The sequence below is a fragment of the Pseudoalteromonas sp. OOF1S-7 genome (genome assembly GCF_022347765.1).
Taxonomy (GTDB): Bacteria; Pseudomonadota; Gammaproteobacteria; order Enterobacterales; family Alteromonadaceae; genus Pseudoalteromonas.
This window is the reverse complement of record NZ_JAKRFZ010000002.1, coordinates 268,415-287,833: the sequence shown is the minus strand read 5'-3', so window position 1 is coordinate 287,833 and position 19,419 is coordinate 268,415. Positions and strand designations below refer to the sequence as shown.

General features: G+C 47.1%; 22 protein-coding genes and 1 pseudogene. 4 read left to right on the top strand and 19 right to left on the bottom strand.

The features are described 5' to 3' along the window. Positions 1-220: 220 nt before the first annotated feature. Positions 221-1,063, bottom strand: a complete 843-nt coding sequence (locus MHN33_RS04050; protein ID WP_239395904.1) for a glycosyl hydrolase family 18 protein — start codon at positions 1,061-1,063, stop codon at positions 221-223. Between the two features lie 356 nt (positions 1,064-1,419). Beyond that, positions 1,420-1,944 (bottom strand): hypothetical protein, encoded by a 525-nt coding sequence (locus tag MHN33_RS04045; protein WP_239395903.1) that lies wholly within the window; start codon positions 1,942-1,944, stop codon positions 1,420-1,422. A gap of 354 nt (positions 1,945-2,298) precedes the next feature. On the opposite strand from MHN33_RS04045, the gene MHN33_RS04040 reads away from it, so the two are divergent. Continuing rightward, positions 2,299-2,814, top strand: coding sequence for a hypothetical protein (locus MHN33_RS04040; RefSeq protein ID WP_239395901.1), 516 nt, complete (start codon positions 2,299-2,301; stop codon positions 2,812-2,814). Between the two features lie 60 nt (positions 2,815-2,874). Continuing rightward, the gene (locus MHN33_RS04035; RefSeq protein ID WP_239395900.1) at positions 2,875-3,393 is read left to right on the top strand and encodes a hypothetical protein; all 519 of its coding nucleotides are present in this window, start codon (positions 2,875-2,877) and stop codon (positions 3,391-3,393) included. Positions 3,394-3,411: 18 nt separating this feature from the next. Here the strand turns inward: MHN33_RS04035 and MHN33_RS04030 are convergent, their stop codons facing one another. Further along, positions 3,412-4,260 carry a transposase gene (locus MHN33_RS04030; protein ID WP_239395898.1) on the bottom strand — a complete coding sequence of 283 codons (849 nt, stop codon included), beginning with the start codon at positions 4,258-4,260 and terminating at the stop codon, positions 3,412-3,414. Positions 4,261-4,639: 379 nt separating this feature from the next. On the opposite strand from MHN33_RS04030, the gene MHN33_RS04025 reads away from it, so the two are divergent. After that, entirely contained in the window at positions 4,640-5,818 is a 1,179-nt protein-coding gene (locus MHN33_RS04025; RefSeq protein ID WP_239395892.1) for a LamG domain-containing protein, read from the top strand. A gap of 314 nt (positions 5,819-6,132) precedes the next feature. Here the strand turns inward: MHN33_RS04025 and MHN33_RS04020 are convergent. The 16 genes and pseudogenes from MHN33_RS04020 to MHN33_RS03945 all read right to left on the bottom strand — a co-directional run. Further along, positions 6,133-6,339: pseudogene (locus MHN33_RS04020) on the bottom strand (IS256 family transposase); the annotation flags it as partial. A 287-nt stretch (positions 6,340-6,626) separates the two neighbouring features. Then, positions 6,627-7,082, bottom strand: a complete 456-nt coding sequence (locus tag MHN33_RS04015; protein WP_239395891.1) for a hypothetical protein — start codon at positions 7,080-7,082, stop codon at positions 6,627-6,629. A 318-nt stretch (positions 7,083-7,400) separates the two neighbouring features. After that, positions 7,401-7,826 (bottom strand): reverse transcriptase domain-containing protein, encoded by a 426-nt coding sequence (locus MHN33_RS04010; protein ID WP_239395889.1) that lies wholly within the window; start codon positions 7,824-7,826, stop codon positions 7,401-7,403. After that, positions 7,827-8,246 (bottom strand): DUF4157 domain-containing protein, encoded by a 420-nt coding sequence (locus MHN33_RS04005; RefSeq protein WP_239395888.1) that lies wholly within the window; start codon positions 8,244-8,246, stop codon positions 7,827-7,829. A gap of 305 nt (positions 8,247-8,551) precedes the next feature. Next, a complete protein-coding gene (locus MHN33_RS04000) occupies positions 8,552-8,809 on the bottom strand; it encodes a hypothetical protein (RefSeq protein ID WP_239395887.1) in 258 nt (85 codons plus the stop codon). Positions 8,810-8,836: 27 nt separating this feature from the next. Next, the gene (locus MHN33_RS03995; protein ID WP_239395885.1) at positions 8,837-10,267 is read right to left on the bottom strand and encodes a hypothetical protein; all 1,431 of its coding nucleotides are present in this window, start codon (positions 10,265-10,267) and stop codon (positions 8,837-8,839) included. A gap of 26 nt (positions 10,268-10,293) precedes the next feature. After that, positions 10,294-10,782 (bottom strand): hypothetical protein, encoded by a 489-nt coding sequence (locus tag MHN33_RS03990; protein WP_239395884.1) that lies wholly within the window; start codon positions 10,780-10,782, stop codon positions 10,294-10,296. A 14-nt stretch (positions 10,783-10,796) separates the two neighbouring features. Beyond that, positions 10,797-11,804 carry a hypothetical protein gene (locus MHN33_RS03985; RefSeq protein WP_239395882.1) on the bottom strand — a complete coding sequence of 336 codons (1,008 nt, stop codon included), beginning with the start codon at positions 11,802-11,804 and terminating at the stop codon, positions 10,797-10,799. Positions 11,805-11,844: 40 nt separating this feature from the next. After that, on the bottom strand, positions 11,845-12,204 hold the full coding sequence (locus tag MHN33_RS03980; RefSeq protein WP_239395880.1) for a hypothetical protein: 360 nt from the start codon (positions 12,202-12,204) through the stop codon (positions 11,845-11,847). Positions 12,205-12,245: 41 nt separating this feature from the next. Further along, on the bottom strand, positions 12,246-12,578 hold the full coding sequence (locus tag MHN33_RS03975; protein WP_239395878.1) for a RebB family R body protein: 333 nt from the start codon (positions 12,576-12,578) through the stop codon (positions 12,246-12,248). Between the two features lie 14 nt (positions 12,579-12,592). Next, positions 12,593-12,793, bottom strand: coding sequence for a RebB family R body protein (locus tag MHN33_RS03970; protein ID WP_239395876.1), 201 nt, complete (start codon positions 12,791-12,793; stop codon positions 12,593-12,595). An 80-nt stretch (positions 12,794-12,873) separates the two neighbouring features. After that, a complete protein-coding gene (locus tag MHN33_RS03965) occupies positions 12,874-13,140 on the bottom strand; it encodes a RebB family R body protein (RefSeq protein WP_239395866.1) in 267 nt (88 codons plus the stop codon). 71 nt (positions 13,141-13,211) lie between these two features. Next, a complete protein-coding gene (locus tag MHN33_RS03960; protein ID WP_010380819.1) occupies positions 13,212-13,478 on the bottom strand; it encodes a RebB family R body protein in 267 nt (88 codons plus the stop codon). A gap of 140 nt (positions 13,479-13,618) precedes the next feature. Beyond that, on the bottom strand, positions 13,619-13,918 hold the full coding sequence (locus tag MHN33_RS03955; RefSeq protein WP_039607636.1) for a RebB family R body protein: 300 nt from the start codon (positions 13,916-13,918) through the stop codon (positions 13,619-13,621). A gap of 242 nt (positions 13,919-14,160) precedes the next feature. After that, positions 14,161-15,387, bottom strand: a complete 1,227-nt coding sequence (locus MHN33_RS03950; RefSeq protein WP_239395864.1) for an AraC family transcriptional regulator — start codon at positions 15,385-15,387, stop codon at positions 14,161-14,163. Between the two features lie 109 nt (positions 15,388-15,496). Continuing rightward, entirely contained in the window at positions 15,497-16,648 is a 1,152-nt protein-coding gene (locus MHN33_RS03945) for an ATP-binding protein (RefSeq protein WP_239395862.1), read from the bottom strand. A 620-nt stretch (positions 16,649-17,268) separates the two neighbouring features. On the opposite strand from MHN33_RS03945, the gene MHN33_RS03940 reads away from it, so the two are divergent. Then, complete coding sequence (locus MHN33_RS03940; protein WP_239395860.1) at positions 17,269-19,416, top strand: fasciclin domain-containing protein; 2,148 nt, start codon at positions 17,269-17,271, stop codon at positions 19,414-19,416. Positions 19,417-19,419: the final 3 nt, after the last annotated feature.

Sequence of the window (19,419 nt, the reverse complement as noted above, 5' to 3'; positions counted from 1 at the left end):
ATAAATTCTCTCTAGTTAAGTGTTATTAACATGGGGTGTGAAAACCAAGTAAGCTGTTTGGTTGAATTAACTATAAGGTAGGCGGCTTTTACCAACTTGGTAAAAGTGTGGATTTGTTTGGTATATGTTGCTTAATATAAATTAACTTAATGCTTGTTTAATTTTTGAGTGTGAAAAGCCGCCATTAGGCGGCCCGATGTCAGGTTTTCTGCTTTTAATATTAACGCTTGAGTGCCTCTGAAATGGCTTTTATCCAGTCTCCATTACAGTCACTTGAGAATTGCCAGTTCATTATGCCACCCAGCCCCGAGGTATTTTGGATAGGGTCAATGACTTGATGAACTATCTTATTTACAGGCATATACCCTGAACCAGCATCCTGCATAGATACAGGGAAACCAGCCACTATTTTTACAGGTGACATGTTCGGAAGCTTGGTGTAGTTGAGATACGAGCTTACTATTTGGTCCGGGTTAGCGCTCCATGGTGGATTGTTGTAAAACTGCACATTTAACCAGTCAATATCTTGGCCAGCCTGTTCTACCACCTCAATATAGCCAGCCATAGAACCGCCTTGTTCAAGATAAGGCGGTTGAGGTGCATGCGAAATAACATAGTCGGGGCTGGGCAGTCGTTTTCTGAGTTCCTGAGTTAATGAAATCAAAAATTGTGCACCGTCGTATCCGGCATTGCCAGTGAATGCTGCGGTATCCTCATAATCCAGGTCGATACCATCAAGGTGATTATCCGTGACGAATTTTGCCAGTAATTTGGCCAGTTTTGCTGTGTCCTCAGACAATTTCTGGTATGTAACAGACTCCATGGTAGCGCCACCAAAGGAAATCAGCACCTTCTGCCCTTTTTGTTGCATTGCCTTAATTGCCTCAACAGTGCTACTTGTTAAGCTGGAATCAGTAGCCGCGATAGCACCACTTAACACCAAATTAAACGGATTGCTGTACGATGAAGACAAAAATGCCAGGTTCACCACATCATAGGGGAGATCACAGGCGTTTATTAGTGGGATCGCGCCAGAATTGTAGTAGGTAATCGTTTTAGACATGATAGTTCCTTGTATATGTTTGACTGTAAGAGTGGGTTGCGCAGTCAGCTTAGCTGCGTCTGCAATACCTGACTTGGTAGAAGTTACGACGTTCAGTATGCTGGTAACTCAATTTAACGTCTCGCAGGTTTGGAAATCGATGTTGCAATGTCTTGGTCATTACCTGCTATCAGTCAGAAAAACTTAGTTGAGTCTGTGATAGATTGATATTACATATGATTACAAGATTCTGATTGAATAAGCGGTTTAGGGGCTTTGTTATTGTTGCTAAGCAACAAGGTCGGGCCATTTTCTGGCTATCCTTGTTGCATGATATTTGGTTTACTGAGTTTGCGTTGTCGTTGTGCGGTAGTGAGTTAGCTAAGACGTTCTTTAAGCTGATGTAATCGTCTTTCATATTCACCCATAATATTGCTCACTATCCAGCTGGCAATGACGCCACTGCCTACATGTGCTGCGCGAATAGCCTGATATTCGGGATAAGAATGCTGCAACCATTCGATACCGGCACTGATTGCACCACCGAGAACAAGGCCTAATATACTGGCGTACTTGTTGTAAAAGCCTCGCGCAGAGTCCATGGCTTCTTTGGCAACGGACAGATCTGATGCTTTTATGTCTTCCAAACCAAAATTCAGAATGCGATTGGCAATAATCACGTCATCTCGTTGTGGGTTAGTAAAACCCGGGAAAAAAGCCAGAAACCTGGCGATAAGAGCAAGAGCCGTGGTTTTACGTGACGGGAAAATCCCCACACTGGCAGGAGATGTGGCCTGATCGATGTCTGGCTGAGGGGCTATGACGGTTGCCTCTTGTTCGGAGTCAACAGGGTGTGTCAGTTCAGGGTCACTGGTATTTTGTGCTGAATGTAATGTATCCATAACTAATCCTTTTGCGTGTAGGCAGGTTGTGTTGTGAATAACATAGTAAGTAATATGTCTCGGGGCTTGGTATTTTTTATGCTTTAGGGGGATGTTTATCTGAATCCTATGGCTGTGGGTGATTTATAAGCTAATCGATATTTTACTTTTTGATTTTGGTTAACAAAAACCGCCAGAAATATAATTGTTTATACCAAGAGTACTTTCTAAAGAACATATAACTTGAGTGTAAATCGTGTCATCTTTTATATATACATCATAACTTAACCTTGATGAGTGCTGATGAAGTTGCTTTTTAAAAAGTTGTCACAGTCAATTAAGTCCATCAAGTTATAACTTGCAAGGGGTTGAAATATGTATGATTACTTAGAAAGCAAAAAACGTGCCATTGCCCATCCATATAACAATAAGGAGAGTATCCGGCGCGGAACCATCCAAAGGCAAGAGGGACTCGCGGGTTTGTTTGGCCTGGAACTATGGGTACCAACTGGCGCGCCGAACCCTACCAGAGCAGATTTTCAGAATTTACTTAATGGCGGCACAATAAATGCTGACCAATTAATGGCAGTTATCCCTGCGGGACTGGAAAACACCTTTGAAATTGGGCCAAGGACGCAAAGAGGGTTTAAGTTTGAGTGGGGTAATTGGCATGTTCATGGCCATGAGGCTGATGCCGGTGCCCATGCGGGGCATGTTGGCGGAGCTGGCTGGATTGTTCGAATAAGAGATGGAAATCAATGGCTCCTGTCACAGCCGTTAATAAGTGATCACCCTGTTGGTCACGTGAACTACTTTGCTCCGACAAGCTGGGCTGCGGCGAATGGCCAGTTTGCACGAGCCCATTCACATATACCGTTAGATGTAGACTGATGGTTTTATTGACGCCAGATGGTTTAGTGAATTAATAATTTAGATTAAAGGGGTCGTGGTATGTACGCTCAATTAAAGGAGGGTAAAATGTACAAAAATAGGGTAGCGAGAGGTTGCTTTATTCAACAAAAAACCGCCTTTCTTTTAAAGCCTATTGTACAAAAAGCGGAGCACAAATACGTTAAATATGCCAAGGAACTATCACCTGACATTGTAGGTGAGAGTAAGGATTTGAAGGTTAAGGAAGGGAAACTAAAGTACAAAATATTTAATTATGAAGGAGCGAAAATACTAGAAGTTACGGATCTCGTGTCTGACAGGTTCACCAAAGGATCTGGGGTTAAACTGATGAAGCAAGTCATGGAAATCGGCAAGGAGGCTGGGTGTGATATCGTACGTTTAATAGCCGAATCATCAGGTCATTATGGGAGGTTAGGGCAGAGGGAATTATTGACGTGGTATGAAAATAGAGGCTTACATAATATCAAGCCCGGAGGCACATTCGGACGTTGGATGGTTGGTGACATCGATGAATGTTTAAGACGGGGCAGCTTAAGAACGGCGGCAGGCAGTGCGTGAGTGACGAGGAACGGCGGGTCAGGTCTTGCATTGTGCAACTGCGCGGCTGACGGTGGAGTAGTGTACATCAAAGGCTTGTGCTATTTCGTTCATAGTATACTGTCCATCTAAATAGGCGGCAGCCATGGCCCGTTTTTTGTCGCTTCTATAGTTATCTTTGTACCAATCAATGGGCTGCACCTGAAGGTGCTTTTGCTTCTTGGGAACTTCGCTTTGCGAGGCATCAGTTTCCACTGAGGCGTTTTCCTGGTGCATCTTTACAAATTCATTACTGCCCATAAAAACCTGACTTTTTAAATGTTGCCAGATGTCGACACCTTTACCTTGCGCTACAAACTCTATGTATTTGGCTATTGCAACCTGACGATCTCTGGCAAACATAAGTAGCAAGGCATCGGTGGCCAGCCAATCTGGGGAAGCTCGTTTACCCAGGGTCTCCTGATAGCTACTCCACAGCCATTTATCCGGGCTATCCACCATGCCTTTTGCTCTGACAGGATTGAGTACAATATATCTACTCAGTTCCAACAGGTAACTATCTTTGTCGACCAGAATGCTCTTATATCGGCCTTGATACAAATGCCCAACCCGGTTGTATTTGCGATTAAATCGCTGTGTGTATACGCCATTTAGTTGCCGCATACCTTTTGACAGGTTGCCGTCTGGCGTTTCGACCAGTAAGTGGTAATGGTTGATCATCAGGCAATAAGAGTGGATCACCCAGTGAAAACGCGTGCATACCTCACGGAGTAAGTCGATGAACGCGGCAAAGTCATCTTTATGTCTGAAGAGCTCCTTACGTTCATTACCTCTCGAAGTTACGTGATATAAAGCCCCTGCAAATTCCAATCGTAAAGGTCGGCTCATTACATTCGCCAAAGAGAAATGGATTAACTAAGGATAGCTAATCCATTGAAATATGCACGATGCAAGACCTGACCCTGGACTTCCCTGATGCAAGACCTGACCCTGGACTTCCCTAGTTTTCCTCTTTCTAGTTTCCTGCTGGGTTGCGATAGAAGTACGTTGTTTTAAGTAATCATCTGTGTAACGGTAAGTTAATATTTGTTTATTTGCATTTTTCACATTGTGTGTATAGGGTAATTGACTCGTTAATCAATGTGTGCTGATTTCATTCGTTCTAGAGCAAAGATCTTAACGGATGGGTATTGCCTGTTGATTAACGGCACAGAATAAAACGTTCACTAGTTGGATAAACAATCAATTATTTTTATAAGGAAATGCTATGAAACGCATTATGAGCATACTTCTGACCAGCTTACCTTTGGCGTTTGCCAATCATGCAGCTGCCAATGTTAGTTCAGAGGGCCTACAGGCTCATTGGTCTGGTTCTATTATTCCGGGATTCGCGCGCGATGTTTCATTGAATGAACATCACGGTGCACTCGTTGGTGGCATGTCTGTTCGAGCGGGGATGGTTGATTTTGGCTTTAATTTTGATGGCAATGATGCGCATATTAAAGTTGCGGATAGCGATGCATGGGCATTTGCAGACAAAGATTTCACTATCAGCTTCTGGATTAAGCCTCGTGCCTATAACTCGTCGTATACTCGGGTTATGAGTCACTGGCAGTGGAGTGGTGGTTCAAACAGAGCATGGGAAATGTACATCAATGGCGGTAAACTAACTTTTGATGCCAATGGTGCATTTAGCCTCAAAACGTCCAGTACGCTAAGCACGGATCAGTGGCACCATGTCACCGTATCTCGTAGCGGTGGTGTCGCAAAAGTGTATGTGAATGGCCAAGTAGAAGACACAAATGTGAACGCCAGTGCAACGTTAAACAACTCAAGTACGTATATGTTAATTGGGGCTGTAATAGGCACGGATGGTGTGAACGCGAATTCAGGCGATACGTTTAATGGCGAAATGGACGAGATCAGAGTATACCATCGTGCTTTGTCAGACAGTGAAATCAATAAACTCGCTGACCCATACCCACCGAGCTCATGGCAGCCTGAACCTAATACAACTTCTCAATTTTACCCAGCTGCTACAAACTGTAATATGGAAGACTTTGTGCTGACACCCAAAGCACACGCTTACAGAGGTAGTTACGAGGTATCTCAAGGGAAGATCATGACATGTAACTTGCCAATTAACCCGGGTAAGTTTATTGAGCGTGTAGTCTTTGATCATCGAGTTCACGAGATGGCGAGCAAATCATGCCGTATTGGTGTAATTAACGCTGCATATGGCAGTACGGCGACCAATACGAACCCAATGACGTTATCTACTGATGGCATGATCGATGTGTGGGTTTATGAAGATTTAGGTGCCTGGGATGCATATAGCAATGGACATCCACATAATACTATCGTTGTGACATGCGACCACGAAACCTTCACCGGCGAATCTTGGATAAGATATGGTGTGATAAGAGTAGATTATGCGGCTCAATAACATGATAGGGCAGAGTATCGGATAGAAACTAGTTTGTACCTTCGTTTTTCAAACTGACGAAAAAGAACTCTGCACAGTGTTAAGCAGCACCCGTTTTTGAACGAGTGTTGCTTAACTGACATCATTGACGCCCTCGACTAAAAGCGACCCTGCAATAGATTCTATGCACGATGCAAGACCTGACCCCTTTGGCTCTGACGAGTGTTGCTTAACTGACACCATTGACGCCCTCGACTAAAAGCGACCCTGCAACAGATTCTATGCACGATGCAAGACCTGACCCCTTTGGCTCTGCTGACCCCGTTGGTTCAGCCGCGTGGAGTATCCAGTTCAAAGTTGCCTGAGGAAGACTTGATAAGCTTGCTGGTAGTGCCATTTTTACGGTTAGGCTGTTCAGTTTCAGCGAGGTGTAGTTCAAGTTCAGCGTTTGAAGCCGCTTCAGTGGTTTGCTTTATCAACGGCGTTAAAATGCCATCTTTGTCAGTCAGCTCCTGATCTGCCTGAAGCGCCTTTGTCGATATCGAAGCTTTGGGCCATGTGTCACTCCTGTTTCAATCATAATACTGAATTGACACCGAATTATGAACACTGCGGTTAACTATGGATAGTTATTCTTCTGACATATGCACGTTGCAAGACCTGACCCCATTGGTTTTCCCTGACCCCATTGGTTTTCCTGACCCCATTGGTTTTCACAAGACCTGACCCCATTGGTTTTCAAGATGCAAGACCATTACCTGTTGGACGCCTGTCGGATGACTAGCGTAACGATGCCACCCAACAGTTTCCGCTTCCCTTTATACATCACCTATATGTTTTTATGAATGTTTTTTAAATATTCTACTATTCTGTGAGCTTGACCTCCAACGGTGTCTTCGACAGCGTCCTTCATGTTATTCCTTATCAGTGGCACTACGATGTTAGCACGTGTTAGATTGTCGAGATTTTGCGACTCAGCATCTGTGTATCTATTCTGTATTTCATTCAAATCCTTTAATGCACTCAGATCCCCCGTAGATGCTTTTGCAATAGTAGATAGTATGGCGTTCATGTCTAACACTCTCTTACCCCATATGTGCTTGTTTCTGAATATATTACTACCCAGGTTTTTAGCCGCGTTTAAAATTGTTTGTTGACGTTGAACAGTCCGCTTATGCCTGCATGTTCCATTTATCCCACCTTGTGCAGTCAGTTCCCTTGGCCCGATAATTTGTCTCGGTTTTGTTATCTCTTTTCCAGTTGTTTTTGCTAAGTATTGATACATTAGTTACTCCGTTAATTTTTTAAGAATGTTATATTTTTTCAAAACCAAGTCTGTGCTAATACGCTTGGCTATTCTTTACTTTCAGTTGGTAATTTCCGAGCTCAGAACTTTCGTTTTGCACATGTGACAAACTCCATACACACCACATCGAAATCAACCCCAACACCCCATCCGCAACCCCTCGGCCAAGTTCGCTGTTAAACCCTTGTGTTATACTCGCTGTTACATCCGGCGTTACGCCTGCGCTTGCCCGACTCAGCCACCCGCCAAAGGGGTACCTCGCTCATAAAGCTGCTTCAGTTTGTTTAAGTGGTTGACCTAGGTTTTCCAAGCCAGTGTTAAGTTGTTCTTTGGGTTGGGGGTTATCCGGTATCCAACGAAGTCAACTCCTGCATCTTTGATCCTCCCTATATAGGTTTTGTACGGGTGTTTGGTTTGCTTAACGGCCTGCAAGCTAGTGTTCATCAGTTTTACCACGGCACGTAATTGGTGGCGGGTTTTACATAACATGATCCAGTCGTCCATGTAGCGGTAGTAGCGCAGCCTGCAATGATGGCAATAGTCGCCAAGGGCAGTGTCCATGGCATTTAAATAGATGGCATCAGGCAAAGGCGCCAATGGGTTGCCTTTGTTCACGCGAACCCTTGGCTCGTGCAGTACGCCATTCACGTCGTGCAAGGTGGCTAACTCAGCTGACAAACAACGGTTTTTAATTGTATTGCTCAGCTCAGCCACCACACTCATCTACCCCTGTTCGCCCAAACGCAATGCCATATTCCCCCACTCTGTGGCCTGTTGCTCCAGCGCTGGGTCGTCATTAACCGCCACACCATTGACCTCTGTGGTAGGTTGCACCATACCGAGTGCTTGCTGAGCAACATGGCCAAGTTCATGGGGCAGATGTTTTTCCTGACCGGGCGACAGATAAATATCACGTCCTTGTGCATACGCGTGGGCTTGAACCTGTGCTGGTTTGGGCGAGTTATAATGCACCCGCACATTGGCCAGATTCACGCCGGTAAGCTTTTCCATACCCCGTCTCAGACGGGGCGGCAGGGCACGGCTGACAGGTTGAACGCCTGTTTTCGCGCATCGTTGTGCTGCTCCTTGATTAACGGGGCGAGTAAAGCGGTTTTGCTTCACCTTAAGTTGATAAAACGCCATGGGGTTATCCCGTGTTTATTGGATGTACTTACTATAAGTGGGCTGACGCGTGATGGATTGGTAAAAGAGCGCGAATGGATTGGTATTTATGAGGGAAGAAAAGCGCTATTTATACACTGCTGGTCTCAGCTCCCGTGTCGAGTGGCGGGTGACTGGTTTTTGGATGTTAGCTTTACCTATAGTGGTGATTTGAGGGGCCGGTTAGCAGTGCTGTCATTCGCTGCCTGATGAGGTTCAGACTGACACGGTGTTACAGACAAAAAAGACCCGAACGGGTCGGGCACTTTGGTTGGAAATAACATGTGTTACTCGGTTGCTGCTACTGCTTCTGTGGCAATTTGCTCGGCGCTTTGCGGCGTGGCACCCGGGGGCACATTAAATCCATGCTGAGTGTCGCCTTGTACCGCGGCTATTACGGCGGCAGTGGCTACTTCTTCCGCTCCATCAGGCGTTGCTGTCGCATAGCCTGTCGATTGTCTTGCGGTGTCAATGTCGGCTTTGGCTACAGCTTCCAGGGCGTGTATTTCCGCGTCTGATACTGCTTGTTCGTATGAATTACTCATGGCTGATCTTCCTTACATATGGTTAAGTTATGCACTATGCAGTGCGTCGAATGGGCCTTCCACCCAGATGTCGTTTTGTGTGAATAAATTCAGTAGCTCCAGGGGGCGGGAGCTGGCCAGTTCAGTAAAAGAAGTTTCCCAGATATTGCGCTCAGAGCGAACCTTGATCAGTTTATGCTTGTCCCGCTGCCAGTTCAGGGGCAGAAACACACATTTTTCTTTGGGTTTTTGTCCGTATAATTTGTCCTTCGCCGAGAGAAAGACGAGATTACGTTTGCGTGTCTCCATCAGCTGAGATTCCTCAATACAGTAGCGTAGTGAGGCCCTGAACCAGGCGGGAAAAACGTTGCGCTCCGGCATTGAGGAGTCAACGGGTAACGAATATTCCGCGTCGTTAAGATCCTGTTCGTCGGACTGGTTATGCCAGGTTTGCAGGGCATCGATACTCAGGCTTCTGAACTGCAGTATCGGTAGCGAATTTATGAAAGCGTTAATATCTGACTTTTCATCGGAGCGCTCACAGTGCCTGAAGTGTTTAAAGGCCAGATGAAACTGGCTGAGTGCACTCAGGCGAGCAATCACCAACTCTGGTCGATTTAGCCCCAGCAGCTGAATACTGACTTGACCTTTGCTAAGCTGTTTTACTCTGTCTTTGTCCAGTGAGTGATACCAGCTGGTAAACTCAGGTAACTGAGTAAAATCAGGCGCGTGGCGCACAATGCCCGGATGTGACCAGATCTCTTTTGCTACGTCGTCGGATTGCTGTAAGCGGGTTTCCATTAAAAAGGCTGACAGTAAATCGAAGGGATAAGCGCGGCCAGATACCGGATCAAAGCGAATATACAGTCTGGGATCATCCTCATAGGGGTTGACGAGCAGCGGTTGCTCCTGCTCAATACTGATGCCTGGCTGGCGCTGCCCGGCCAGTGGAAATCGCCCGCCTTTATGTTGCTCATGGCACGCTTCGCAGACAAATAGCAGGTTGCGCTGTTCATAGGCTTGTGAGTAGTAGGGAGAGCAAGTGGTAACCGTACTTTGTCCAGTCGCTTGGTCTGTTTCCAGTAGCTCTACAGGGCGAAAGTGTCCGACCTTTCCTGCATCGGTTGCCGATAAGTAACTTTCACAGTAGGCACAGCACCCCCGACTAAGCTGTGCCAGATGTGTCCTGAGATGCACAGAGCTGAACAGTGAGGTATCAAAAGCCGCGTAGTTAAACCCGCTTGTCACAACATCTTTGCCTGGTTCGTCGGTTCTGAGTGTAATAAACACCAAATTGTCTACCAAATCTGCAGCATAACCTTCATCAATGAGTTGCTGGCGGTCCTGCGCAGTCAGTGTGTGGTATTTTGGGGCGTCTGCCAAGCGCGCAACCAGCTCCCGCATTTGCCTGTTTGCTGCGGTCACTTTTACTTTCTCATCGGGCAGCCAGGTTAGTGGGCTAAAGTTAATTTTGATCATGATGAAGTCGCTCCTTGCATTGTGGCTTATTCGTCAGGCGTGTCTGCACTGCGTTGCATAACGTCACTTTGAAAAGCCTGATTTTGTTGCATCAGCTGCGCTTCCATGTTTTTTATGGTCGTTTCCATGGCTTGCTGGGCTGCCTGGGCACTTTGCTGAGCTGCCAGCTCTTGTTCCGTGTAAACTTGCTTCATATGAGCGTTTTGTTCTTCCAGATAAGTAACCTGGGCGTCGATCACCTGCTCTTGCAGCTGGTTTAGTGTTGCCTGGTCTGTCTCGTCATTCGATGTATTTGGTGCATTGAAAGCCTCGCTTGCCAGGGCATGATTAATACGGGCCAGATGTTGACGCGACTGGTCAACAAGCTGAGATGACTGCTGCAAAGACTGATCAATGGTCTGCCGGGCACTGGCTAGCATGGCGTCTATGTCCGACAGGATGGTGTTCAGTTGTGCTGGCATCACGGCTTGGGTCAGTTCACCGAGCGCGGCTTTTTTTTGTTGTGCAGGGTTCATAGGTTTTTCTCCGGTTAGGCGGCGTTAGGCCAGTGGTTAAATAGACTCAGGCAACCCTGACTGTCGACATTGAGTAGCGCTTCACTGTTAGGTAAGTTGAATAAGTAATGGCGATACAGCCCGGCCTGACAGACATAGCTGTCGCTGGCTAAGGTATTGATCAACGTGGTTTGCAGTGTGCTGAGGTACTCGTGTGCCGCTTTCACCAGATCGTCGGTATGCAGGTCGATATTCAGTACAATATTGAGTAACCCGGCGCTAAAACTACTGAACCCGAGATTATTCCCTCCTTCATGCCATTGTTTTATCGCGTTGTGCAGATCAATGGCCTGTAACTCAAAGGTGACAACCGGTGAGTCGAGAGTGTTATTTACCACGGGGGCCAATGTCTCAATCAAGAGATCGGGGGTGCCAGACTCTCCTCGTTGATTTTTTTTCCAGGCCAGATAAATGCAAAAGTAGTGGGCAAATTCGCTCAGGCTTTGTGCTTTTTGTGTTGCCCACTGGCAGGCGGGGAGCACTGTCTGGTTAGACAGCACATACGCCTGCTCGCAGTAGCAGATAATGCTGTACAAAGTGAGCTGATCACGGAACGAGGCACCCCAGCCCAGGGTGTGATAGTTGAGATTATAGCGTCGGTAAAACAGTGCTATTTTGTTTAAAATGGCACTGTCTACCAGGCGGTATTTGGCCAGAATGCTTGCCAGCCTGGCTTTATCTGTTTCTGAATCCCGGTTACTGAAAGTTGCCAGATCTCTGAGGTCGTTGGTACTTAGCTCAAGGAGCTTTTTGATGTCAACAGACAGGGGGATCTGATGTAAGTAGAGTATCGTTGAGTTCATTAATCCCAGGTATAGCTGTTCTACAAACTGTGCTTCTGAGGTGAAATTCAGTACCTCGTTTTGTTGTATGAGTGCGTCGGTGCTGTGTACACCCTGATTAAGAAACTGGATCAGGGTCTGGGTTTTATCAGAAAACTGTTCCAGTTGCTCAATTTCTGTGTTGTTCACTATGATCGTCATAAAAATCTCCTTAGCCGCCGTTAGTTGTGTATCTGCTCAGCTAACTGCCACCGTCGGGAAAATTGTCGAGCAGGTTACTTGCAGAACTACCGACCTCACCAAAGTTTTTAGTACCATTCTCGACCATTTTATTGGCGGTTTCGATGATGCCCGCGTAGTCACCGACTTTACCCGTTGCCAACATCTGAGAAATGGCAACCCCCATAGCCGTTGTCGCCATCGTATTGATGTTTCTCAGGTTATCGGTGGCATCCTGAATCGCGATGGCAGTCGACTGTGAAACCGACTGGTAGGCCTTTCCGGCACCGGAGAGTTTGTTTAACTCGCCGTTCAAACTGGCGTTTTTTAATATATCCAGTGAAGTCTGTGCCGATGGCCCGACATTTGTTAACTCGTTCATATGTTGTGCCTTTGTTGGTTGTTTTTTGCAGTGCGTTTCTATTACTTACCTGGAGTCTGTGGTCCGTCATGTTTTTCGAGTAGCTCCTTTACCAGGGCTTCTATCTGAGTCAGATCCGGTTTTACTTCGGGCGTCGGTTTTTTAGTCGGTGGCGGTGGCGACTGCTGGAGCATTTTTGCACAGCTTGCGGCTGCGGCTGCGGAAGCTGAAGTTTGGGCGTTTTGTTGCGCAGATACGGCATTAAACATTGACATACCAATGGTTTCACTCGCTGTAACATTGAGCATCCCCATCGATTGCATGGGTGCAGAACCCATCAGTAAAGTGTTTACTTGATTTACCGAATCTGTGATTTGGTCGTTTATTGTACTCATAATGACTTCCTTATTTATCCTGGTTTAGCTGCTGCGGCGCTTGCCGCACCTGCTGATATCATGAGTGCGCAACACTGTGCGACAGTGGCCGTTGATATCAGCTGACCGCGTGCTTCATTTTGCACGGCGTTTTCCATCAGCAGCGAGATCGAGTGGCCCATACTGGTTGATGCAGCGGCCAGTGAAAAACTGTTGGCTTCAAGTGTGTTTAACACTGTGATCCCTCATTAAACGTGGTCAGATTGAAGCTGAGCAAAGTGGTACTGATACGTGTCGCATCAGTACCCAGAGCGGTTTAGCGGAAAACCTTGTGAATGCCTTCAGCTGTGGTTGCTGTATTAACACTCATTAGCGTATCAACCCCCTGAACCAGTGCTGCTTGCGCAGTAACTGTGTTGTTTTGCTGGCTGGTGGTGGCGTTGTGTGCCGCGTTTGAAAGCGCCTGGCTGGTTGCAATCATAAAGTTACCCGTTGCAACAGCAGGTGCATCACCCAGAACTTTTGTGTTTACCTGTGAGACTGAATCAGTAATTTGACTATTTACAGCGGTTGGAAATGCCATAACTATTTTCCTTTTAAAGTTTTTGATAAATAGGCGTTATTGCCTGGTTGTTTGTGACTGAGCAGAAACCACTACGCAAAAATTTTGCTGGTCGCAACGCCAGTCGTTGCAGTGTCAATGGAGTAAAGAATGTTTACACCCATTGTGGTTACCGCCTGAGCGGTAATATTTGCTTGTTGCTGAGCAGCCGTTGCATTGTGTGCTGCATTGGCCAGCGCTTGTGAGGTCGCCTGAAACAGGTTACCCATGGCAATAGACGGTGCATCGCCCAAGACCTGCACATTCGCTTGTGTCACAGAGTCTGTAATTTGACTGTTTACCGCGGTTGGAAAAGCCATCGTGTCGTCCTTTTTTAGTTAACTAGTTCAGCCTGGTTGTTTTGTCGGCTTGAATGTTGGTGTATGCCACCTTGTTGTTCGGTAGGTGCAGGTGTGCCGTGTCAGCGAGCTGTTCAATGCAAATACCGACGTTAAACGCATTAATTACCTAATCCGGCAACGGGCTGTTTCTGTGGTTGCAAAATACGTTTAGTCGCAATACCTGTGGTCGCTGTATCAATTGAATACAGGGTCGTAACGCCCATAGTGGTCGCTGCTTGTGCAGTCATGGCTGATTGCTGCTGCGCAGACGTGGCGTTGTGCGCTGCATTGGCCAGTGCCTGAGACGTTGCCTGAAACAGGTTGCCCATCGACATAGCGGGCGCATCGCCCAGTACTTTGACATTGGCCTGCGTGACGGAGTCCGTGATTTGATCGTTAACTGCGGTTGGAAATGCCATAATTTCACCTATTTGCTTTGAGTTTTTGAATAAAAGTACAAGTTTGGTGTCCGGCTTATCATGTCTTTATGAAGCCCCTGAACACTGAGGTCAGTATAGAAAAAGCCCGTCGCGAGGAATTGGCAGGAACGCTTAATCTGATTGGTAAAATAGTGGTGAGATATTGGTAAAACGCTTGATTGCATTATGTGCCGATACTAAACGTAATCAGCACAACGCGTGTTCGTTAGTGAATACCTGAGTTAGTGCTTGGTACGCTGATCGCGATACACTCCGGGGCTGACACCGACAACCGATTTGAACTTTCTCACAAAAAAGCTCAGATCAGAGAAGCCAACATCATCGCACACTTCAGTCACCTGGCTATAAGGGTCTTCACGCAGTAATGCCATCGCCGTTTTGATTCTGATCCGCAGTAGAGTTTGTTTAAATGACTGACCTACATAACGTTTAAATAAGAATGATAAGTGAGAAGGACTAACACAGGCATAACTGGCGACTTCGCTCAGGCTCAATGGTTTTTTAAAGTTTTCGTCGATATATTGCAGTGCCCGGGCCAGGGCCGGGTGAGGTTTACTCGCTGCTTGCAGTTGCATAAGGGGGGCGGTGTACTGTTCAGTGCTTGTATTTTGTGGCTCAAATGCAAGTTCATTATCACAGGCAATAAGAGACTGAATTACCTTAGTGAACTCATTGCTTACCTGCTTCGATGGTACGCTATCAAGCGGTTCGGGGTATTGCTTGTTCGCCTCATTCATGACTGGGAAAATATTGATGAGTGTTGGTTTAGTGATCGCCTGCTGGCCACTCAAGAATGACAGCTTATCCAGAGTGCGTTTAAGTTGTTTCGCGTTATGGGGCCAGCTGTAGGCAGTCAGTACTGCCAATGCCTGTGTGTCTAGCTGCAGGTTGGCAATGTGCTGACAGGTTGCTTTGTAATGATTAATCAAATCAGGAATATCTTCCCGGCGCTCTGCCAGTGAAGGAATGTTCAGCTCAAGACAATGGTAATGCAACCAGCTTAAAAATGAGCTTTGTTGTGGATCTGTTAAGGCCTGTTGATGTTTTTGTGTAGTAGTAGAGGTAATGAGTTTTGGCGCAGGGGAAGCGGTGGTCAGGTTCAGCCAGTAGTCTTTAATGGCTTCGGCTTGTTCGGGGTCCAGTGCGTCTATGTTTTTCAGGTAGAGTGTGCCGTCCAGTGCTTGTGAGATCAGAGATTCCAGTTTTGTGACCGCACAACTGGTATCCCAATGATTAACGCAGGACACGACCAATGGATGTGAGTCTGGCTTTCCCAGTTGATGCAGATGATTTACCGCTAAGTGTTTACCACTGCCAGGCTGGCCTATGATGTGAACTGGCAGATTGCACTGGGCAAGCAGAGCGATTTGTTGTTTTAGTTTAAAAAGCGCGTCACTACTGCCAATCCAGGGAAGTGCTTGTGGTGTTAATTTCAAAAGTGAGGACATGGTATTTCCTTGTTTTCAGGTTCAGTGAAAACATGCGCACCCCGCGAGGGCTGGATGGCATGTCGTGTGGTCAAGGAAAATGTATTTTTTTTACAGCCCCGGTATTGGGTCAGTTACTGGTCACTTGGTTGGGACACCTGTTGGGGTGATGATGCCGTGGGTAGGTGTACCAACTGAATTCGTTGTTTGATGTCTGGCTCTTAAGTGCTTCCTGAACAAGTGGGTGCACAAAGCAAAAATGATCGTCACTTTGTTTGATCAGCCCGCTGCAGAGCAATTTGTGCAAGACACACAGTGGAGCACGGATCTTCTCATTCTCGTTGAATTGTTGTAGCTGATGGGTGTTGAAGCACAACCCAAGACTGGCTGCAAATTTAAGCGTACTGGCCACTTCGCGGGGCATCGAATTTAAGCAGTTACGAGCAAAGTGTTGCAATGCATTAGGCAGCGCCACGACAGGGCCTGGGTCAGACAAAAGCTGTTTGAGAAAGTACGGGTTACCCTGCGCCCGTTTTATGGCATCTGCGGTCCGTGCCCGGTGCTTATCGGGTGCCATGTCCTGACACCGTAATGTGTGCTTTGCAAGCTGAGTCATGGCATGCGGATCTAATGGCTTGAGAATAATTGTGTGGGCATGGCTAAGCCATTTGGGAGGATGAATAAAGGCGTGTTGTTGCCGCGCTGAAATAATTAATGTGACCGCTTGTTGAGCGTCGCACGAAGTGAACAAGTGAATGAACTGGAGTGCTTTGGTCGACAAATTGTGCGCCCCGTCAATGATAATCGCTGCCATGCCTTTATGACTTGCATATGCAAGCAGGTTTTGGGCAACCTGCTTATCCAACTGCTGAAGTCGAGTTTCTGATACTCGGGCAAGTGTATCCGTTTCGCCCTGAGTTAAGCGGCTTCCCAACCATTGACGCAGGCGTAATGCACACAGTGTACTGCTGGCGATCAGGTCTATTTTCAGCCGTATGTCATGGCTCTGTATTGTCTCAGTGACAGACATCAATGCTTTGACAAAGGATTGGATGGAGAACGAGGAGAAGGTACTTTCTGTTGCAGTACTACATGAAAAAGTAACACTGCGTTTGCCTGCTGTCGCCAATTGCGTAGCAAACGTGGCAAGTAACCTGGTTTTGCCAGCGCCGGTCATCCCCTGTAAATAGAGGGTTTGCAAAGCTCCGTGATTAAGTGCTCGATTGAGGACCGCATGGAGATAATCTAGCTCCCATTCTCTGCCGTAGCAGGGGGAGGACATCCCTTTTACCAGATGACGATACATCCAGGGGGGCGCATCGGTATCGTTAATCAGCGTATCAATACTAACCTGAAAGTAGTTGGCCAGGCTCTGTATGGTGCGACATAGTACTTGTTTTCCTGCTTCGGCGCGTTTTATTGTGGAAACCGAAACAGGTAATCGCCTGTTGCTACACTCCTGGGCAAGTTTTTCCCGGCTAAGTGCTTTTTTTTCTCAGCAAACGCAGAGTTGTTTTATTTACTGCAATTCTTCCGTGGCTGGAAGTGTTCATAGTAGCTCCTTTGGTTAGTGTTTGGTTTATTACAACATTATTACTATCGATATACTTACTGCTTGTATATTTAAGTTTATTTTTATGTTAACGGGTTTGGTATTACAAGTGATTACATCGGCTTTTTAACGAGCATGATAGGAACGTACGGCACCTTAACGACTTGCCAATGCAATCGCAGCGGGATGCGTTTGCTGTCGTTAGGGTTTCTGTTTGGTCTTTAATTCATGGCTAGTAACGGCGTGTTTAAAGATTTTTAAATTTTCTTGATCTTTGTTTCACTAGGTTGCGTATTGCTCGAATGTTGACCACCTTGATGGAGAAGAGCGTGAAAGCACTGATAAGAATAATGTTAATAAGTACTCTGGCCTTGCTTGCGGCTTGTTCCGACGACGATAACGAGGTTGTCGTCACACCCCCACCCGAAAACTCGGTGTATGACGCAGCCAAAGCGGCTGGCAATTTCAATACCCTGGTGGCGGCAATTGACGCTGCGGGCCTGGCTGCAACCTTAGACAACACTGAAAGCACTTTTACCGTGTTTGCACCGACCGATGCAGCCTTTGCTGCGCTGGGTGAGGAAACCATCAATGGATTACTTGCTGACCCTGGCACGCTAAGTAAAATTCTGACCTACCATGTGCTTGACTCAAAAGTGGCAGCCGAAGCGGCGCTCAGTTTAGCCGGGCAGACCACCACAACGGTTAATGGTGCTAAGCTTGCCTTGTCTTTGTCGGGTGATAACTTGCTGATCAACACCGCAACGGTCACGCAGACCGATATCATGACGGACAATGGCGTAATCCACGTTATCGACGCAGTTTTAATGCCGCCAAGCACAGCAACGTCGACCGCGAATATCGCCGAGGTTGCAACACAGGCGGGTAATTTTACTACTCTGCTCAAAGCAGTCGAAACGGCTGGTCTCACCGGCGCGTTGACGGGCGGTGACGATTTGACCGTATTCGCACCTACAGATGCGGCGTTTGCTGCGCTGGGTACGAAAACCATCAACACCTTACTGGCAAATCCGGATGTGCTGGGCAGTATCCTCAAGCAGCATATTGTGGCCGGCAAAGTCGATTCTGTGACTGCAATGTCGCTCAACGGCAAAACCGCAACAACGCTTGAACAGAATCAGCAAAGCGTGGCCATTGATGCCGCAACAGACATGCTTAAATTCGCTGGCGTGACGGTAACGCAAACCGATATTCCAGCGTCAAATGGCGTGATCCATGTGCTCGATGCTGTGGTTGTGGGCAACATCAGTGTCCCTGAGTCTCTGGGCCTTATTCCTGAAGTGGCAGCGGGTGCAGGTTCCTTCAATACCTTATTAAGTCTGGTTACCGCCACGGGATTGGACGCGACGCTGGGTGACCCGACAACCAAATTTACGGTGTTTGCACCGACTGATGCCGCGTTTGCAGCTCTAGGTCAGGAAACTTTAGATGCATTGGCCGCAGACACAGACAAGTTAAAAGACATTTTGCTTTACCACGTGGTGGCAGGGCAGAGCGTGATGTCCGATACCGCAGCCGGTATTGCCGCTTCAACTGATAACATGGTGGCGATGGCCAACACCGACAAAAGCGCCCTGAGTATTGTGGACAGCATGCTGTTTATCAATGATGCAGTGATCCGCACAGCCAATGTACAGGCTGACAATGGCGTTATTCACGTTCTCGATAAAGTGATTATGCCGCCGATGGATAAAGTGGCGACGGAGAAAACCATTGTTGACGTAGCAATGGAAACCGAAGATTTATCAACGCTTGTGACCGCACTTGGGGCTGCCAATCTGGTCGACACGTTATCCGACACCAGCAAGCAGTTTACTGTCTTTGCGCCGACCAATCGTGCGTTCCAGAAAATCCCTGCCGACACTCTGAACGCGTTACTGGCTGATCAGGCTGGTTTAACTCAGGTACTTACCCAGCATGTTTTGGGACTGGAAGCGTCTTCTTCTTTGGCGTTCAGCCTGAACGGTAAGCAGGTTGAAACGCTGGCTACTAATATGTTGGGCCTGAAAGTGGTGGACTTTGTTGCAACGGCAAACACAGACAACGATATGGTCGCGTATGATGCGACGAACCAAAGGTTAGTGTCTGGTAATGGTGCCGCTATGGCTGGTAAAACACTCTACGTGTTTGATGACGACCTGACGTTTGCTAACAGCCAGTGTGTGGATGCGTGCGCAACAACCTGGACGCCAGTCATCGCGACGCAAGCACAGATAGCCAATATGCCTGGTTTGTCACTGGTAGCAAGGCTGGATGGCAGCATGCAGGCCGCTTATCTTGGTCGTCCGCTGTATATGTTCGCACAAGACACCAACCCAGGTGATGCCACGGGCCAGGGCGTTGGCGGAAAATGGTGGCAGGTGAGCTTGCCAACGTCGGGTTTGCAGGTCGAAGGCAGCAACGTCATGCAAGTAGATATATACACCGCCAATGGCGTGGTGCACCTGATTGATACCGTGATCACCACGGTAGATTAATTC

Bases quoted from the DNA above. Each gene is read 5' to 3' on its own strand.
- MHN33_RS04050 (WP_239395904.1), bottom strand. From the start codon at position 1,063: ATGTCTAAAACGATTACCTACTACAATTCTGGCGCGATCCCACTAATA.
- MHN33_RS04045 (WP_239395903.1), bottom strand. From the start codon at position 1,944: ATGGATACATTACATTCAGCACAAAATACCAGTGACCCTGAACTGACA.
- MHN33_RS04040 (WP_239395901.1), top strand. From the start codon at position 2,299: ATGTATGATTACTTAGAAAGCAAAAAACGTGCCATTGCCCATCCATAT.
- MHN33_RS04035 (WP_239395900.1), top strand. From the start codon at position 2,875: ATGTACGCTCAATTAAAGGAGGGTAAAATGTACAAAAATAGGGTAGCG.
- MHN33_RS04030 (WP_239395898.1), bottom strand. From the start codon at position 4,260: ATGAGCCGACCTTTACGATTGGAATTTGCAGGGGCTTTATATCACGTA.
- MHN33_RS04025 (WP_239395892.1), top strand. From the start codon at position 4,640: ATGAAACGCATTATGAGCATACTTCTGACCAGCTTACCTTTGGCGTTT.
- MHN33_RS04015 (WP_239395891.1), bottom strand. From the start codon at position 7,082: ATGTATCAATACTTAGCAAAAACAACTGGAAAAGAGATAACAAAACCG.
- MHN33_RS04010 (WP_239395889.1), bottom strand. From the start codon at position 7,826: ATGAGTGTGGTGGCTGAGCTGAGCAATACAATTAAAAACCGTTGTTTG.
- MHN33_RS04005 (WP_239395888.1), bottom strand. From the start codon at position 8,246: ATGGCGTTTTATCAACTTAAGGTGAAGCAAAACCGCTTTACTCGCCCC.
- MHN33_RS04000 (WP_239395887.1), bottom strand. From the start codon at position 8,809: ATGAGTAATTCATACGAACAAGCAGTATCAGACGCGGAAATACACGCC.
- MHN33_RS03995 (WP_239395885.1), bottom strand. From the start codon at position 10,267: ATGATCAAAATTAACTTTAGCCCACTAACCTGGCTGCCCGATGAGAAA.
- MHN33_RS03990 (WP_239395884.1), bottom strand. From the start codon at position 10,782: ATGAACCCTGCACAACAAAAAAAAGCCGCGCTCGGTGAACTGACCCAA.
- MHN33_RS03985 (WP_239395882.1), bottom strand. From the start codon at position 11,804: ATGACGATCATAGTGAACAACACAGAAATTGAGCAACTGGAACAGTTT.
- MHN33_RS03980 (WP_239395880.1), bottom strand. From the start codon at position 12,204: ATGAACGAGTTAACAAATGTCGGGCCATCGGCACAGACTTCACTGGAT.
- MHN33_RS03975 (WP_239395878.1), bottom strand. From the start codon at position 12,578: ATGAGTACAATAAACGACCAAATCACAGATTCGGTAAATCAAGTAAAC.
- MHN33_RS03965 (WP_239395866.1), bottom strand. From the start codon at position 13,140: ATGGCATTTCCAACCGCTGTAAATAGTCAAATTACTGATTCAGTCTCA.
- MHN33_RS03960 (WP_010380819.1), bottom strand. From the start codon at position 13,478: ATGGCTTTTCCAACCGCGGTAAACAGTCAAATTACAGACTCTGTGACA.
- MHN33_RS03955 (WP_039607636.1), bottom strand. From the start codon at position 13,918: ATGGCATTTCCAACCGCAGTTAACGATCAAATCACGGACTCCGTCACG.
- MHN33_RS03950 (WP_239395864.1), bottom strand. From the start codon at position 15,387: ATGTCCTCACTTTTGAAATTAACACCACAAGCACTTCCCTGGATTGGC.
- MHN33_RS03945 (WP_239395862.1), bottom strand. From the start codon at position 16,648: ATGTCCTCCCCCTGCTACGGCAGAGAATGGGAGCTAGATTATCTCCAT.
- MHN33_RS03940 (WP_239395860.1), top strand. From the start codon at position 17,269: ATGTTAATAAGTACTCTGGCCTTGCTTGCGGCTTGTTCCGACGACGAT.